Source organism: Rudaea sp. 3F27F6 (genome assembly GCF_005503555.1).
In the GTDB taxonomy this organism is placed as follows: Bacteria; Pseudomonadota; Gammaproteobacteria; order Xanthomonadales; family Rhodanobacteraceae; genus Rudaea.
In genome coordinates, this window is the sequence record NZ_SCNG01000006.1 from 133,557 (window position 1) to 147,938 (window position 14,382).

A 14,382-nucleotide genomic window follows, 5' to 3' on the forward strand; every position below is an offset into this window, starting at 1 on the left:
CATTCTTGCGATATTTTGCATTAAATTGCGCATTTATATTGAAATTAATGCATGATTCGGCATACATTTCACAATATCACGAACAATCGTGCAGAAAATCAGAACTGATTTTCGAGCCCATGAGATCGACGCCTCCTTTGACGCATTCGTCCGACATCTGTGCGCAACCCTCCCTTTTTTGATTTCCGATATGTCTGCCCAATCCGCCACAACTTCTCTCCGCGCTCAGCAGCATGCAACGCGCGCCGCCTTTTTCGTCCCCGGCTTTGCCCTGGCTGCCTGGGCGCCCATCGTGCCATTCGCCAAGGCAAGTGCCGGCCTCGACGATGCCGCTCTCGGCTTGGTTCTTCTGTGCCTCGGCACCGGTTCATTGCTGGCGATGCCGCTTGCCGGGGTCATAACCTCACGCGAAGGCTGCCGCAAAGTACTCGTAGCGACCGCGCTGCTGATTTGCGCGACGCTGCCGCTACTCACCATCGCCGCTTCGCCCTGGTCGCTCGGCGCAGTGCTGTTTCTTTTCGGCATGGGTGTGGGTGCGATGGACTGCACCATGAACATGCAGGCGGTCATGGTCGAGCGCGATAGCGGCAAGGCCATGATGTCCGGCTTCCACGCCTTCTACAGCATCGGCGGTTTTGTCGGCGCCATGGGGATAACGGCCCTGCTGAGCGCCGGCGTTGGGCCCTGGGCGTCGTACCTGCCGATCGTCGCAGGTATCTTGGTCGTGTTGGTTTCGGCGTCGAAGTACTGGCGCGCCGATCGAGTGTCCCAGGACGTCCCTGCTCTTGCGCTGCCCAAGGGCGTGGTCATCTTTATCGGCATGCTTTGCTTCGTCACCTTCCTCGCCGAAGGATCGATGCTCGATTGGAGCGCCGTGTTTCTGCACGAGGTTCGCGGCGTGGACGCGTCGCGCACCGGCATCGGATTCGTCGTGTTCTCGCTGACGATGACGATTACGCGCCTCTTCGGCGATCGCTTGGTCCAGCGCCTCGGACGCCTGCTTGCGGTTGTCCTCGGCGGAGTTCTGGCGTCAACGGGGTTTTTGATCGCCACCTTGGTAACGCAGTGGGAGGCGGCGTTGTTCGGCTACGTCCTGGTCGGTCTGGGCTGCGCCAACATCGTGCCGGCCATGTTCTCGCTGGCAGGCCAGCAAAAAACCATGCCGGAAAATATCGCCATCCCGGCGATCACGACCTTGGGCTACGCCGGAGTTCTGGCGGGGCCTGCGCTGATCGGTTTCGTCGCGCAGGCCACGAGCCTCGTGACTGCGTTCGTCGGCGTGGCCGTCGCCATGCTCGGCGTGGCCCTGTCGATGCGCTGGCTCAAAGTCTGAGCAAAGTCGCAGATGTCGGCTTCCCGCGTTGAGCAAGCTATCTCGACGCAGGCGAGCTGACGCTTTAGGTATGCCGTAGAAAACAAAAATGGGCCATTCGGCCCATTTTTTATCCTTCTTGCAATTCTGGCGGAGAGAGAGGGATTCGTATGCACTCTCTCCCACTCCCCATCCGCCGGGCTTCCTTCGCGTCGAACCCTACCGGTCGATGATCCAAGGTAGTGGTCCAAGCGCAGAGCCTACCACAGCCCGCCCGTCTTCTTCCGTTCCTGCCGAACCCCTGCCGGCGCAGCCGGTGCTTCGGGCGCGCCGGACGCGCGCCCCAGGGGCACGAAGTGCCCGCCCGCGCCCGGAGGGCGCAAGGAGGGGGCCGGTCTGCTTCAATGCGGCAGCCGGTCACCCCTGTGCGACGCCCCGGCCACCTTCCGGGTTTTCGTCAGGTGCCTAATCTCATAGAAATGTTCCCCCTTCTCGCATGAGGAAGAACCGGGCCTCGCACTCCAGGAGTCCGGTCGCCCAAGCAAAAGGCCCGCCTAGGCGGGCCTTGTCTCAGGTCGGGGCGGCCGGGGCTTCGGGGTCAAGAGCGGGGCGAACGAACCCCGCTCAGTTCCAGACGCTGGGAACGAGCCACCAGCCGATCGGCCAGGTGTTCCAGCAGAACCGCATCGGCACACCGCTCATACCATTCGGGCACCGGCAACGGAGAGGCGACGAGCAGGGATTGTGCTCTGGCTTTTTTCGGCCGTTGAGTGAGCACGGCCAGCATCAGGTTCAACGCTTCCGCGTCCAACGGGGTCAAGGCGAAATCATCCACGATCAGCACATCCTGCCGCGTCCACTCCTTCCAGAACGCCGGCTCTGCTTTCCGGTCCCGCGCTGCCTGCCGCTCCTCCACCAGGCCCCGCAGCGTGGCATACCGCACGCGCCGGCCCGCCCGCAGGGCCTGGTTCCCCAGGGCGCACAACAGCCAGGTTTTTCCCGTGCGGACGGGGCCCGTAAACAGCATGTGGTGCCCCTGAGTGAGCCACGTGCCGGATTTCCAGCCGTCCAGCACCGTGGGGGACAATCCCCCGCCGGTGCCGGTCTCCTCCAGGCAGGCCGCCTGCGGCAATCGGGCCCGGAGACAGGCCCGCGCCAGACGTCGGCCCTGCCGGCCCTGCTCCTGGGCCTCCAGCAACACGTGAAGGGTGGCCTCTCCGGGCGCGGCCACCTCGGGCGACAGGTGGGTCCAGGCCTGGGCCATGTCCGACAAACGCAGACGGCGCAGGCGATCGGCTTGCGTTCCGGTCAACATACCGCCTCCCCCGCCGCCTGGCGGTAGAACTCCGGACCGCGCAGCGCGGGGCGGACGGGCGGATCGAGTGCGGCCACGATCGCCCGCAACGCCCCGATCGACCGGCTGCGTTGCGCGAGGGCTTGCGCGGCCGCCCGCTCCAGCGTCACCGCCCCATGCCGGTGGGCCAAGCCCCGCATGCTTTGGACTGCGGGCATGCCCTGAAGCGGGATCTCCTGGGCGAAATGGTGGGCGGCCAGCGACCGGGTGGCGGGGCCGATGGTGTCCGCCCAGGCCAGCAAGGTGGCCGGCGACTGGCCGACTTGGGACCGATGGGATTCGGGCAGATGGGCGATGTCGGTCGTGCGCCCGCCGCGCACCGTACTCGCCGCATGATCGGCCACACACTGGCCCTCGCAGAACAACCGCACGCGGTCCGCCACCCGGCACGGCTCGACGGGTTTTCCCGCCCAGGTGTGCGGCACACTGTAGTAGTGCTTACCCACGCAGACGTGGTAGTCCGGCGGCACGGTCTGCGCGCCGCCCCAGGACGCATAGGCGAACGGTGTGGCGGGCAACGGCACCAGTGCCGCCCGCTCGGTGGCCTCGAACACCGCCCGCCGAGTCCCGGCGCGCTTCTGGAACGGACGCTCATTGAGCCGGGTCAAGAGTTCGGCGACCGCCGCGTTGGCTTCGGCCAGCGAGAAAAACACGCGGCGGCGCAACCGGGCCAAAATCTGCCGCTGGACCATCAAGACGGCACCCTCTACCGCCCCTTTGTCGCGGGGGTGGCCGGGGCGCGCGGGCAGCACGGCCATGCCGTAGTGCCGGGCGAAATCCAGATAGTTGCGCTGGATCGTCGGGTCGCGTCCTGCCTTGGTGACGGCCGCCTTCAGGTTGTCGGGGACCAGCATGCGCGGAGCCCCACCGAAGAACGCCAGCATGCGGACATGGGCGTCGAGAAAATCCGGCACGCTTTGGCTGGCGCAGCCGCAGGCAAAGATGTAGTTCGATGCGGGCAAGACCGCTACGAAGATTTCGATGGGCACCCGCTCTCCGGTTTCCCGGTCCTGATAGCACAGCCGCCGGCCGGAAAAGTCCACGTAGACGCGATCGCCGGGCAGGTGGTGCTGGCGCAGACTCAGGCCGCGCGGCTGCCCGTAGGCGGCCTGGTTGAGCCGCCGCAGAAACTGGGCATAGGACAACCGTTCCGCCTCCGGGCGCGCCTGTGCATATTCCTCCCAGAGCAGGCGGCCGGTCACGCCGGGTTCCTCCAACTGCGGCACCAGGGCAGCGAAATCCGGCAGAGGTTTGCGCGCGAGCGGCCGGGGCTGGCGGAAACAGGCGCTCAGCGCCGAGGCCGGCAGATGGCGCAGGGCCTCCCACGTGTAGCCGCGTTCCCGAATCCGGCGGCGGTATCGGCCCACGGTCGTTTTGGATACAGCCAGGGAGGTGGAAACCAGCCGCGCGGACAAGTCGGATGCGGCCAGACGAACCAGGTCAAACAATAAGGGATGATTCACGGTAAAGCTCCTCAAGCAAGACGCGGAGCACACACCCGCCCGAGCCGCCCAGCGGGCCGCTTGACAAAAAGGGGGGATGAACCAGAATGGCGCCGCGGTGCGTCTACAGTCCGCAGCATCATCGAAAGGCCCGGGTCTCGATCCCGGGCCTTTCGTCGTTTTGGGGGGAAGAATCGGGGCGGTCGCGTCCTGGGCGGGCGGTCTCCTGAGGCGAAAACGGGCCTCACCTTAGCCGCAGACCGGGCGCCGTCAAGGCCCCGATTTTTAGGCGGAAACAGCCCTATGGCGAATTGACTTTGGAGCGCCGTTTGTGGAGAACGGCCCTTCGCAAAACGGCGTCAGAGATGGATTTTCGTAAGGCCGCCGAAAAGGAACCTCCAAAAACCCAAGCGCGCTGCGGCTTCCACAGGGGCAGAAAGTATACAAATCCCTAAATCCCTTTTTCCGCATCGGCGGCGGCTGGGCACTGTGGGCCTGGACGAAAAAAGGCCGCCATAAAGGCGGCCTTTTCGCAAAGGTCGCAACTTCCTCGGCTACGCTACGCACGTGCGACGGTCATATAAACCATACGAAGAGCCCCGGGTGGGACTCGAACCCACAACCTCCAGATTGCGAATCGTGTGCTCTATCCACTTGAGCTACCGGGGCGCCTAACCGCGCGTGAACTTTATCACGCCTATCCCTTGCGTTTCGAGTAATGTTGTGGATAATGGCGGTCGCGAATCGTGTGCGAACCTTCGGGTTCGAGCTACCGAAAAGGCCAGTGAAAACTGGCCTTTTTCTTTGCCTTAAAGAAAACTTCTGGGTATCCGCGAATGGGTCTCATGGTTTCTATCCGTGCCTACATCGCCGATGCCTTCCGTTCTCCCGCCCTTGTCTCCGTGACCGCCGCCCGAAGTTCCTCGGCTTCCCGCGCCGGCACATAGTCGGCCGGACTGTCGGCGGCCTGGAAGCCCGCCACGGCCCGGTTGGCCCAGGTCAAGGCCGCGGCGCGGTCGCCTCGGCCGGAAGCCAGCATCGCCTGGGCCAGGCTCCACTTGGCCACGCCATCCTCCCCCGTCAGATACGCTCGGTTTGTTCGCACCCGATTCGGATCGAGCCGGCCCAGCAGTTCGGCCGCCTCGTCCCAATGTTGGCCGCGCAGGGCGACGATGGCAGCCACGTAGTCGATCATGTCCCCGTATTCGCCTTGGTCGTTCTCATGCTGGTGCGCCAGAGCCCGCACGTCGGCCACCTCTTTGCGGGCATCGTCCGCCCGGCCCAGACGGGCCCAGACGCCGGCACGGGTCAACCGGGCGGTGAGCACGGCCGGCTCCCACCCCTCGGCCAACGGCTGATAGAGACGCAAGACCTCCTCGATCGCCCCTTGCTGCTCGCCCCACTTCCCCAATCCGCCTTCAACCGTGGCCAGATTCGAGAGGGCGTCGATCGTGTCCGTATTGCCTGGGCCGAGCGCCTTCCGGCGGCCATCGCGAACCGCCTCGGCCACCGGCTCCGCTTCACGGTAGCGCTTTTGGAAGGTCAGGCTCATGACGAGGCGGTGTTGGAAATCCAGCGTGATCGGGTGTTCCGGCCCTTTCTCCCGGGTGTATTGCTCGATGGCGTCGCGGAACACCCGATCGGCCTCGGCGTAGCGCTTCAACCGCAATAGGTCCACACCGTAGTTCATTCGCGCCCCGCTTTCCTGCGGGCCGTGTTCGGCGATCGCCCGTTCATAACTCGCATGGCTATACGGCAGCGCCGCGGCGGGATCGTGTTGCCGGTCGGAGTAGTAGATGGTCCACAGCGAGTTCAGCGAATAAAACACGCCGGCTCCGCCGTCCTCGGCCGCGTGCGCGGCCTGCGTCAACGCATCCAGTTCCGGTTTGAACTCCACCTGGTCGTTGCGGGGATCGACGAGCCGCCGGGCCAGCAAGGCCATACGGGTCTTGAGGGTGGGCGTGGCGGACGGCCCGAGCGCGCGTTCATACAGCGCCGCCGCCTGGGCGTATTGCTGTTCCGTACCGTTCGCGTCGTTGCGGCTGGCCAGCGCCTTGGCAATCGACTCATGGAGCCGGGCGGCCACCTCGGGGTCCTGGGGGAACGCCGAATCGATGCGGCCGGCGGCGGTCTGGATCGCCTCCCCCAGGGACCGCGTGCCCGTGCCGGCCTGGTCGACGTCGGCTTGGCCCAGCACGTCTTTGGTCAAAAACCCGAGCATGGCCCCCGACCCGCGCGCCTCTTTCTGCGCGGCGGCCGTGGCGGTTCGGGCTTGGACGAAAAGCACCGTGGCGACGACGAAGCCCACGATCAGCGCCGCCCACGCCGTGAGCACCCACGGCCGGCGGGCACGCGCCGCGGCCCAGCGCCGGGCGGCCTCCTCGGCCTGGGCGCGCTTCACTGCGTCCCGCTCGGCGGCCTGCCGCCGCTCGTCCAGGGTGCGCAGGCGCACCGCCAGCGTGCGCGCCGCCTCCAGCCGCAGGGCCGGGTTGCCGTTGGCGCAGGCGCCGATGTCCTCGCGCAGCAGCGGATCGGAAACGTCCGCTTCCCACCCCGCCGACAAGGGGCGCCTCAGGTCGCCGGCCACCAGTTGGAACAGGAGCACGCCCAGGGCGTAAAGGTCGGATTTGACGGTGGCCGACTGGCCGGCCAAGACCTCGGGCGCGACGTAGAGCGGCGTGCCGGTGAGCGAACCGGTGGCATCGAGGGTCGTGCCGGTTCGGGTGATGCCCAGAGCGTCCAGGCGCTCCGGTTCGAGCAGGCGCGCGCTGCCGAAATCGACCACGCGGGGGAGCCAGTGGCCCTCCTCTCCGTAGATCAGCAGATTGGTAGGCTTCAAGTCCTTGTGAAGGACGCCGAGCTCGTGCGCGGCGCCCACGGCGTCGGCCACCTCGGCGAGCCACGCCAGCCGTTCGGCCAGGGGCCAGGATTCCAGCCCGCCCCGCGCCCCGGCCCAGGTCTCCAGGTCCGGACCGCCGTCGTCGGCCTCCAGGAAATACGGCGCATCTTCGAAATCCCATTCCCGCACGCGCACGAACGCGGGCACGTCGCCCAGGCTTTCATACAGCAGCCGGGACAACGTGGCCTCCCGCTTCAACGCGCTCAGGCGGTAGCCGTCCAGGCTGAACTTGAACACCCGGGACTCTCCGGTTTTGGTGTGCTGGGCGCGCCAGACCTCCCCATGCTCGGACTGGTCCAAGGCGGCCATCAGGCGCCATTGCGGCCGGCGCGGCACGGCCTCGCCCGCCCGCAGGGCACGGCCAAGCGGCGCGCGCGGCAGGTGCTTGCCCTCCACCGGGCCCAGGATTCGATAGCCGACGCGGGCCACCGTGGTCAGCAGGGTTTGTGCCTCGTCGCCCAGGGCGCGGCGCAGTTTGCCGATGGCGTTGGTCAATGCACCTTCGACGACGATGCGGCCCCGCCAGACGTGATCCAACAGTTCGTCTTTGGTGACGGTTTCGCCCGCGTGGCGCAGAAGCAACCCGAGCACTTCGAGCGGCTTGCGTTCGAGTTCCGTGGGCACCCCGCCGACGGTCAGTTCCCATTTGCCTTCATCGAACACCGCCGCGCCCGCGCTCGTGCCGAAACGCCACCGCATCAGCGGCTCCCCCCGATTCTCTGCCACGCGATCCCTCCTGTGTGAAGGGGCGGGAGTCTAGCGCGACCGCGTCCGAGGTTTCCACTGCCGAACGTCGGAAAAGTGCAGAAAAATCAATGCACTGGAATCCGTGTGGTTTTCGTGTGGACTCCGTGCGGACTCTTTGCCGGCCGCTGGGCGAGCGTGCGCGCCTGCCCTTTCCACCGTTCCCGGAGTGTGCCATGCGTCGCCTGTTGCCTTTGCTGCTGTTCGCCGCCGCCCCTGCTGGGGCGAATCCCGCGCCGCACTATCTGAACGTGGTCAACAACTCGCCGGACACCCTGGCGGCGTTGGCCGCCCGGGTCCACGGCGGTGATCAGTGGACGCCCTTCGATGTCGGGCCGGACCGCACCTCCACGGTGCTTCTGGGCGGACAAACCGCCACCTTGGCTCTTCGGGGTGGGTGCGTGTTCGACCTGCGCGCCACGTTCCGGAACGGCCGCACCGTGACGGTCACGGACTTCAACGCATGCACAACGGCCACGCTCCATCTGGAGCAAGTCTTGCGAAAAGCCCAATAGCCGAATGGTCCGCACCGCCCTGCGTGGCACGTCTTTCTCTCTTCCGGAGTTCTCATGCGTTTCGTTCTGCTCCCGCTTTTCCTGTTGTCCTTGATGGCTGGTTGCGTGTCGTCCGGCACGAAGGTCGATCCTGACAAACTGGCCGGCTTCCAAAAAGGAAAAACGACCTACGACGACGTGGTGCGCGAACTGGGGCCGCCAAATCAGTCAACTGTGAACTCCGACGGGACGCGCACCGTGTCTTACACGTATTTTCAATCGCAGTCGGATGCGCGGTCCTTCATCCCCGTGGTCGGTGCCCTGGTCGGCAGCGCCCACACCGAAAACACCACCGTACTCGTGCTCTTCGATCGCCACGGCGTCCTGACGTCCTACCAGGCCACGCAGGGCGGCAGCACGCTCGGCACGGGATTGATCAGCGGGCAAAAGCAGTGAGTTCCGTCTACGCGCTTCTCCTGCTTCTCCTCGTCTTTTGCGCCTATCAGACGGTGGTTCGACCGCGGCGGCCGGAGTTTTCCAGCGGCAAACTGCGGGTGTGGATCGACGAGGCCTCCCGCGAGTTTTGCGTGTCCACGGCCGAGGCCATCACCCCGTATCGGATCCCGCTCGGTTGCGTCGATGTCGATTGGTCGACCATGACCCAGAAGAAGGAGGTCTACGTCTCCCATCCCGGATCGCCCGGCTATTTTTCCGGAACCTCGGTGAACGCAGGAAGCACCAGTTATACCTCCGGACTCGTGGTTCCGGGGCTTCCCCCTGTCGCAGGCTGGATCAAAAAGACGGTCAAGACCGGAGAAACGTTGGTGGGCTTCTATCGCCTCACGGTGCCGGACTATTTCCATCGGAAATGGAGCGGCAACGAGTTCACCGCCCATGAATCTTTTCGGGAACGGGTGGCGGCGGAGTTGATTGGCAACCGGGTTCTGATCGTGTTCCGGCTTTGGATGTTCCACCACCGCAAACGCCTGCGGCCGGACGCGTCGGCCCTGATGGCCGAATGGAACCGGGCGACCGGGCGGTTGCGCGACGAAGCGCAGCAGCGGGCGCGCGGCCTTCTGCATCCGATCGTGCTGTGCCGGTTCGTCGGGACGGTCCAGCCCGGCATCCGGTATCTGGCGATCGGCAAGGACGGCCGCGCCTTGTTCTTCGATGGCTCTCGATCGACGTCCCTGACCACGGCGGACATATCGGCGGTGGGCAAAACCCTGACCTTCCCCGTCGCGGATACGCGCGTGGAGATGCCCGTGCCGGACTATCTGGTGCGCGACGTCCAGAAGCGGTTTGCCTGATCGCCCCCCATCATCGAGTCAATGCCAGCGAGGACGATGCGCTGTCACGCCGGGATGGGCAGCGCGCGCCGGTGGGGGTGAGCCCGGAAGAGGCTCGTCCAGCCGGATGGGTCGGGCCGCGGCGGCCGGGCGTGGATCGGACGGAAGCGGATAGCGTTCCCGCCGGCGTTGCTCCCAGCGGTGCCACGCCTCACGGGCTTCCCGCTCGGTGGTCGCATACGCGGCCATGGCTTGGTCGCTGACCGCTTGGGCCGCCTGGCGTTCGCGCTCCTGGGCTTGCTTCAACCGTTCGCGCTGCCGGCTGCGGCGTTCGGCCCACTGCCGCCGGCTCGCCCGTTGCCATGCCTTGGGCTGCGGCTCTGCGTGGACACCCTCCCAGGCGCGTTGGGCCTTGGTGCTTTCGACCATGGCCAAGCCATGCGCATCACGTCGCCGGAGCGGCCGCGTTTGCGCACGCTCCCAAGTCGTTCGGGCTTCCTGCGCGTGCCGGAGCAGTCCCACGCACCGCGCATCTCGGTGGCAGTGCCGCGCCAGCGCCCGGAAATCGTCCCCTCCCAGCCGGTACTGCTGGGCATACGCCTCCAGTATTCGCCGACTGGCTTCGTCGAGGTGGGCGAGGTAATCCCGCACAAGATCGGCCTGGATTCTGAGTGTTTCCTCGGAGGCCCTTGCCTGTTCGTTCAATACCTGACTGCCTGCACCTTGGGCCATGCCCAGCCGGATGGGTGCTTGACCGGTAAATGTCCGAGAGTGTGGCGGCACGTTTTCGCGCCGACGGTCGGCTCGGGCTTGCGTCAACCCAGACCGCGTGGGGGTGGGCATCAAGCGGCCCTCTCGGTCAGCATGGGCCAAGATGGCCGCCAACCCCGTGCGATTCTGGTGGGCAATGGCCTCGTTTCCGGCAGCCCGATCGGCAGGCGCACCGCGGCGCCCCAGGGCCGTGGCCGACTTGCCGGCGTGCCGGGTCGCTTGGCGGGTCAAGCGTATGGCTTGGGCCACGTCGCCCGCATCTTCGGCGCTGCGCGCTTGTGCGGTCAGGGTGCGATGATCCACCCGTTCCGGCCGGCCCGCGCGTTCCAGATGCATATTGGTCAACGCTGCCACCGCGGCGCGCAGGGCTTCGACCTCCCGGGGACCGGTTTTCCGATCGTCCAGTTCGCGCACCTTCGTGGTGAACCCACCGGCATCGAGCCGCCGCGTGGAAAGGAGAAGATGAGCGTGGTGGTTTCGATCGTCGCCCCGGGTGTCGGGCGCGTGGATTGCGGCGGTCACCGCCACGCCATAGCGATCGACCAGGAAACGGCTCAGATCGGCGGCGAGGGCTTCCCGTTGCTCGGTGGACAGTTCGACCGGTAAGGCGATTTCCAGTTCTCGGGCGACGGCGGCATTTTTGCGGGTTTCGATCCGCTCGGCGGCGTTCCAGACGGCGGAGAAGTCCGACGCCCAAGCCGGGGCGGATTCGGGGGCGAACGTGTGCACCGAGACGACGCCTTTTCGATGCCGGTAGTCATGCACCGTGCCGGTTCGGGCGTCCTGGATTTTCGCTCCGGCCCGGTAGGCAGCCGCGGCCGTCGCCGCATGTCCGCGCGATCGGCTGAAGACCTTCAAGGAAGCATGAAACAGGGCGATGGCGGGCGCTCCGGTGGGGCTGCTTTCCAGCCTATCGGGTGCCGGCGAATCGGCAAGGCCTCAGAGACGCGAGAGATCAGGAAAGCCCAGGGGCGGCGGCGCGCAGCGCCGGGGTCTGGGGCGGAGCCCCAGCGCACGCAAACCGAAGGTTTGCCTAAGTGCGCTATTTGCTTTCCCGATTCTTTCAGGAGTAGGCTTTTCCGCACGGAGTGCCCAGTTTTGAAAGTGGCCTTATCACCCACACTATTTTCAAGATGATGGCAGCCACCACTCCTGTGCAGGTGTAGCTCAGTTGGTAGAGCGGAGGTGTGATAAACCTCGCGTCGACGGTTCGATTCCGTTCGCCTGCACTTTGTGTTAGACTACTTGCACACAATCAGGCAGCTGCATGGAGCCAATGGCTCTGTGTTTTATCAGCCCCTAGCCCAGTGGGGGTTTGCCGAATAGATTGGGAGAAAAAATGGCCCTATGCGGGGCCATTTTTTTTGCTCAGTTTTACAGGGTGCAACCTTGCGCCCCTTCGTTTTTTTGCTATCAAGGTAGGAGCCCCCTCGCCGGACTCCACGCATGCCTTGCCCCGACGAAATCCGCCCGCTGCTCCACGAACTCCTCTACGTCATCGAGCGCACCCAGCGCGTCTATCGCTCTACCTTCGTTCACGCCCCGCCACCCGATCGCGGTGATGGTTTCGCGCGCCTGATCGATCTGGCTGACCGAACGGCTCATCAGACCCGCACGGTCCTGGATGCGGACAGCGCGGCCCGGAGCCCCGCCTACGAGTTCCGGCCCTTTGGGCCGTTCCTGGGTCCGACACTGGCCCAACGCATGCGGGCTCGGCGCATGGCCAGCCCTCCGCCTATGCCGCCGCCCTCGTCGCCGCGCCCTGGCCGGAGCCTCCATTGAGCGCGCCGGATGAGGGAACGGACCGTCTGGCCGATCAGGTGACCAAGGCCGCCGAGCGTCTGGGGCAACTGCGCGCCCGGCAACTGCTGCGGCAGATGCGCATCGACACGCGGGCCCGGGAACAGGCGCGGCGGGAGGCTCATCGGCGCCGGCTGGAAATCGGCGCGGCCGTGTTGGAAGCCGGGTTCGATCTACCGGCCGCACACATCGTCGCTCGTCTGCGCCATTCGCTGGCGTTCGAACCCGGAACCTCAGCCCCGTGAACGCAGGGGGTAGACCCTAGAGGACGCGGGCGATCGCGTCCAGGTCGATCCCCTCGAACGCCAGCACCCGCACGCCCACCGTGGTGAACGGCCCCGTGCCGACGCCGTGGAGCAACTCGGGCATCGACAGCGGACGGCTATAGACCGCCCGGTGCTCGTCGTCGATCTCGTGCCCGACGTATTGCGCCCGCGCCTCGGCCGCCATGCCCGCGGCCTGCAGATGCTCAATGGCGGTTCTCCGCAACGAATGAAAGCCCACCTTGGGGCCCTTTTTCCGCGAAGACGGGGGAAGCTCGACTTTGATGCCCAACGCGACCAGATACCGGCCAAAAGCCGAACTCAGCCAGCCGCCCAGGCCGTTCGCGGCCCCCGGCTGGACACCGGGCAAGAGCCGGGTTTCCCCCGCGGCCCGCAGCGCGGCCACGCGATCGCGCAAGCCGAGCCGGATCAAATCCGGGTGAACCGGCACCTCGCGGATGCTCACCTCGTTCTTGAGGCTCTGCCCTTCGCCCTCATCCGTGATCCGCACGCACCAGAGGCCGTGGACGTCCACGAAATCCACCAGGGCGATCTGCCCCACTTCGCTCACCCGGGCCCCCAGATAGAGCCCCAGGACGGCTCCCCATCGGGTCTTGTCGTTGAGGCGGGCCAACGCATCCGGGGAATAGATTTTCTGGAGTTCCTGGGGCGTGAACGAGCGGAAGCCGAGTTTCTTCCGCTGCCGTTTTTCCCGCGCCAGATAGACGACGTGCCGGGCACCGGGGTTGTCGTCCCGGTCAAAGTGGTAGTAACCCGCCCCCTTGGCCCAGAGAAAGAATGCGGTCAAGTAAGACCCCTTATTGGTGAGGGTCGGCGTCGCGAGGCCGTTGCCGCGCAATGCAAGAAACCATTCGCTCACGTCCGTGCGGGTCACTTCGGACAGCGGCGCCTTCACCCCTTTCCAGGTGGCGAACCCATTCACGGCCGCCATTTTCTGGGTCAGGGTCTTGCGCGGCATCGTCGCCGGATCGAGGGTCAGCCGGTATTTTTGCGCCGCCTCGCCCAAGGCGATCGCCTTCACCTTGACCGCCGGGGGCGCCGCGGGGGACACGGCCACCACCGGCTGCGCCGTCATCAGGCGCAATGCAGCCAACAGGTCGGCGTTGTCCTGGGGAGTACCGTCGCTCTTGGCCTTGAGGACCCGCCCCGTCAGCGGGTCGGCTTCGTATTCAAAGCGCCGAGTTTCTCCGCGTTCGACCTCCGCAAGGATGCGGTCCACGGAAGGAATCGGCGAACGCGGCATGAGGGCATCTCGGGCAGCGACGAAGAGCGCAGCATAACGCACCGTCAGCGTGTAGGCGCGCACCCGCGCCGCCTGCGGGCAGGTGGTCTGAAGGCTGCGCTTCACCACGCGCAGACCGAGTGCCGATTGGAGAACAGCCGGAACCCGAAGACGAAAATGCCAGGTGCCGGACGAGTGGCGAATCACATGATGAGCCAGGCGCATGCGGTCGGAAGGGTCCAACCGATGGGTCCAACGCCTCTTAGCCGTAAAAACGACAAAGCCCCGAAAAATCAGGGCTTTGGAAACATCTGGCGGAGAGAGAGGGATTCGAACCCTCGATAGAGCTTTTGACCCTATACTCCCTTAGCAGGGGAGCCCCTTCGGCCTCTCGGGCATCTCTCCGGGATTTTCAGGCTGCCATCACCGACAGCGCATTCCCGCTGCGGACTCGCCGGCAACGGGGCGCATAAGATAGCCAGTTCGGCCGCCTGGGTAAAGACTATTCTTTACGCGGCGGGAGGTGTAGGGGTTTCGCCTTGTTCGGAATGTTCACGTTTGATACGTTGAAAGATCTCTTCGCGGTGAACTGCGACATCCTTCGGCGCGTTGATTCCGATGCGGACCTGATTTCCTTTGACGCCGAGAACCGTCACGCTGACCGACTCTCCTATCATCAATGTTTCGCCAACGCGGCGGGTCAAGATAAGCATACAAATCTCCTTCAGCCAACTCGTCGTTCCAAACGACTCAATGCGCAACATCAGCCAT

Annotated in this window: 11 protein-coding genes and 3 tRNA genes; 6 read left to right on the forward strand and 8 right to left on the reverse strand. The window is 65.5% G+C overall.

Annotation, left to right across the window (positions count from 1 at the left end; translation table 11 throughout):
* Positions 1–190 precede the first annotated feature (190 nt).
* Complete coding sequence (locus tag FFS30_RS20335) at positions 191–1,333, forward strand: MFS transporter (RefSeq protein ID WP_137915212.1); 1,143 nt, start codon at positions 191–193, stop codon at positions 1,331–1,333.
* A gap of 577 nt (positions 1,334–1,910) precedes the next feature.
* Here the strand turns inward: FFS30_RS20335 and FFS30_RS20340 are convergent.
* From FFS30_RS20340 to FFS30_RS20355, 4 genes are all read right to left on the reverse strand, one after another.
* Entirely contained in the window at positions 1,911–2,627 is a 717-nt protein-coding gene (locus FFS30_RS20340; RefSeq protein WP_137915038.1) for an ATP-binding protein, read from the reverse strand.
* Positions 2,621–4,129 (reverse strand): IS21 family transposase, encoded by a 1,509-nt coding sequence (gene istA, locus FFS30_RS20345; protein ID WP_171014761.1) that lies wholly within the window; start codon positions 4,127–4,129, stop codon positions 2,621–2,623. Before istA ends, FFS30_RS20340 begins: the two co-directional genes overlap by 7 nt.
* Before the next feature lie 574 nt (positions 4,130–4,703).
* Positions 4,704–4,777, reverse strand: a tRNA-Ala gene (locus FFS30_RS20350).
* A 193-nt stretch (positions 4,778–4,970) separates the two neighbouring features.
* On the reverse strand, positions 4,971–7,706 hold the full coding sequence (locus FFS30_RS20355) for a winged helix-turn-helix domain-containing protein (protein WP_137915040.1): 2,736 nt from the start codon (positions 7,704–7,706) through the stop codon (positions 4,971–4,973).
* 221 nt (positions 7,707–7,927) lie between these two features.
* Here FFS30_RS20355 and FFS30_RS20360 point away from each other — a divergent pair, with 221 nt between their 5' ends.
* From FFS30_RS20360 to FFS30_RS20370, 3 genes are read left to right on the forward strand one after another with little or no spacing between them, the layout of a single operon-like run.
* On the forward strand, positions 7,928–8,266 hold the full coding sequence (locus FFS30_RS20360) for a hypothetical protein (RefSeq protein ID WP_137915041.1): 339 nt from the start codon (positions 7,928–7,930) through the stop codon (positions 8,264–8,266).
* Between the two features lie 54 nt (positions 8,267–8,320).
* Positions 8,321–8,701: a hypothetical protein gene (locus FFS30_RS20365; protein WP_137915042.1), complete on the forward strand. Its 381-nt coding sequence runs from the start codon at positions 8,321–8,323 to the stop codon at positions 8,699–8,701.
* The gene (locus FFS30_RS20370; RefSeq protein ID WP_137915043.1) at positions 8,698–9,555 is read left to right on the forward strand and encodes a hypothetical protein; all 858 of its coding nucleotides are present in this window, start codon (positions 8,698–8,700) and stop codon (positions 9,553–9,555) included. The genes FFS30_RS20365 and FFS30_RS20370 overlap by 4 nt, the downstream gene beginning before the upstream one ends.
* Before the next feature lie 18 nt (positions 9,556–9,573).
* Here the strand turns inward: FFS30_RS20370 and mobQ are convergent, their stop codons facing one another.
* Positions 9,574–11,214, reverse strand: coding sequence for a MobQ family relaxase (gene mobQ / locus FFS30_RS20375; protein ID WP_137915044.1), 1,641 nt, complete (start codon positions 11,212–11,214; stop codon positions 9,574–9,576).
* 247 nt (positions 11,215–11,461) lie between these two features.
* Here mobQ and FFS30_RS20380 point away from each other — a divergent pair.
* Together FFS30_RS20380 and FFS30_RS20385 are read left to right on the forward strand one after the other, a co-directional pair.
* Positions 11,462–11,534, forward strand: a tRNA-Ile gene (locus FFS30_RS20380).
* Between the two features lie 549 nt (positions 11,535–12,083).
* Positions 12,084–12,350, forward strand: a complete 267-nt coding sequence (locus FFS30_RS20385; RefSeq protein ID WP_137915045.1) for a hypothetical protein — start codon at positions 12,084–12,086, stop codon at positions 12,348–12,350.
* Positions 12,351–12,366: 16 nt separating this feature from the next.
* On the opposite strand, the gene FFS30_RS20390 is transcribed toward FFS30_RS20385, so the two are convergent.
* The 3 genes from FFS30_RS20390 to csrA all read right to left on the reverse strand — a co-directional run bounded on the left by FFS30_RS20390 (position 12,367) and on the right by csrA (position 14,324).
* Entirely contained in the window at positions 12,367–13,854 is a 1,488-nt protein-coding gene (locus FFS30_RS20390; RefSeq protein WP_137915046.1) for a site-specific integrase, read from the reverse strand.
* 69 nt (positions 13,855–13,923) lie between these two features.
* Positions 13,924–14,016, reverse strand: a tRNA-Ser gene (locus tag FFS30_RS20395).
* Between the two features lie 104 nt (positions 14,017–14,120).
* The gene (gene csrA / locus FFS30_RS20400) at positions 14,121–14,324 is read right to left on the reverse strand and encodes a carbon storage regulator CsrA (RefSeq protein ID WP_137915047.1); all 204 of its coding nucleotides are present in this window, start codon (positions 14,322–14,324) and stop codon (positions 14,121–14,123) included.
* Positions 14,325–14,382 lie beyond the last annotated feature (58 nt).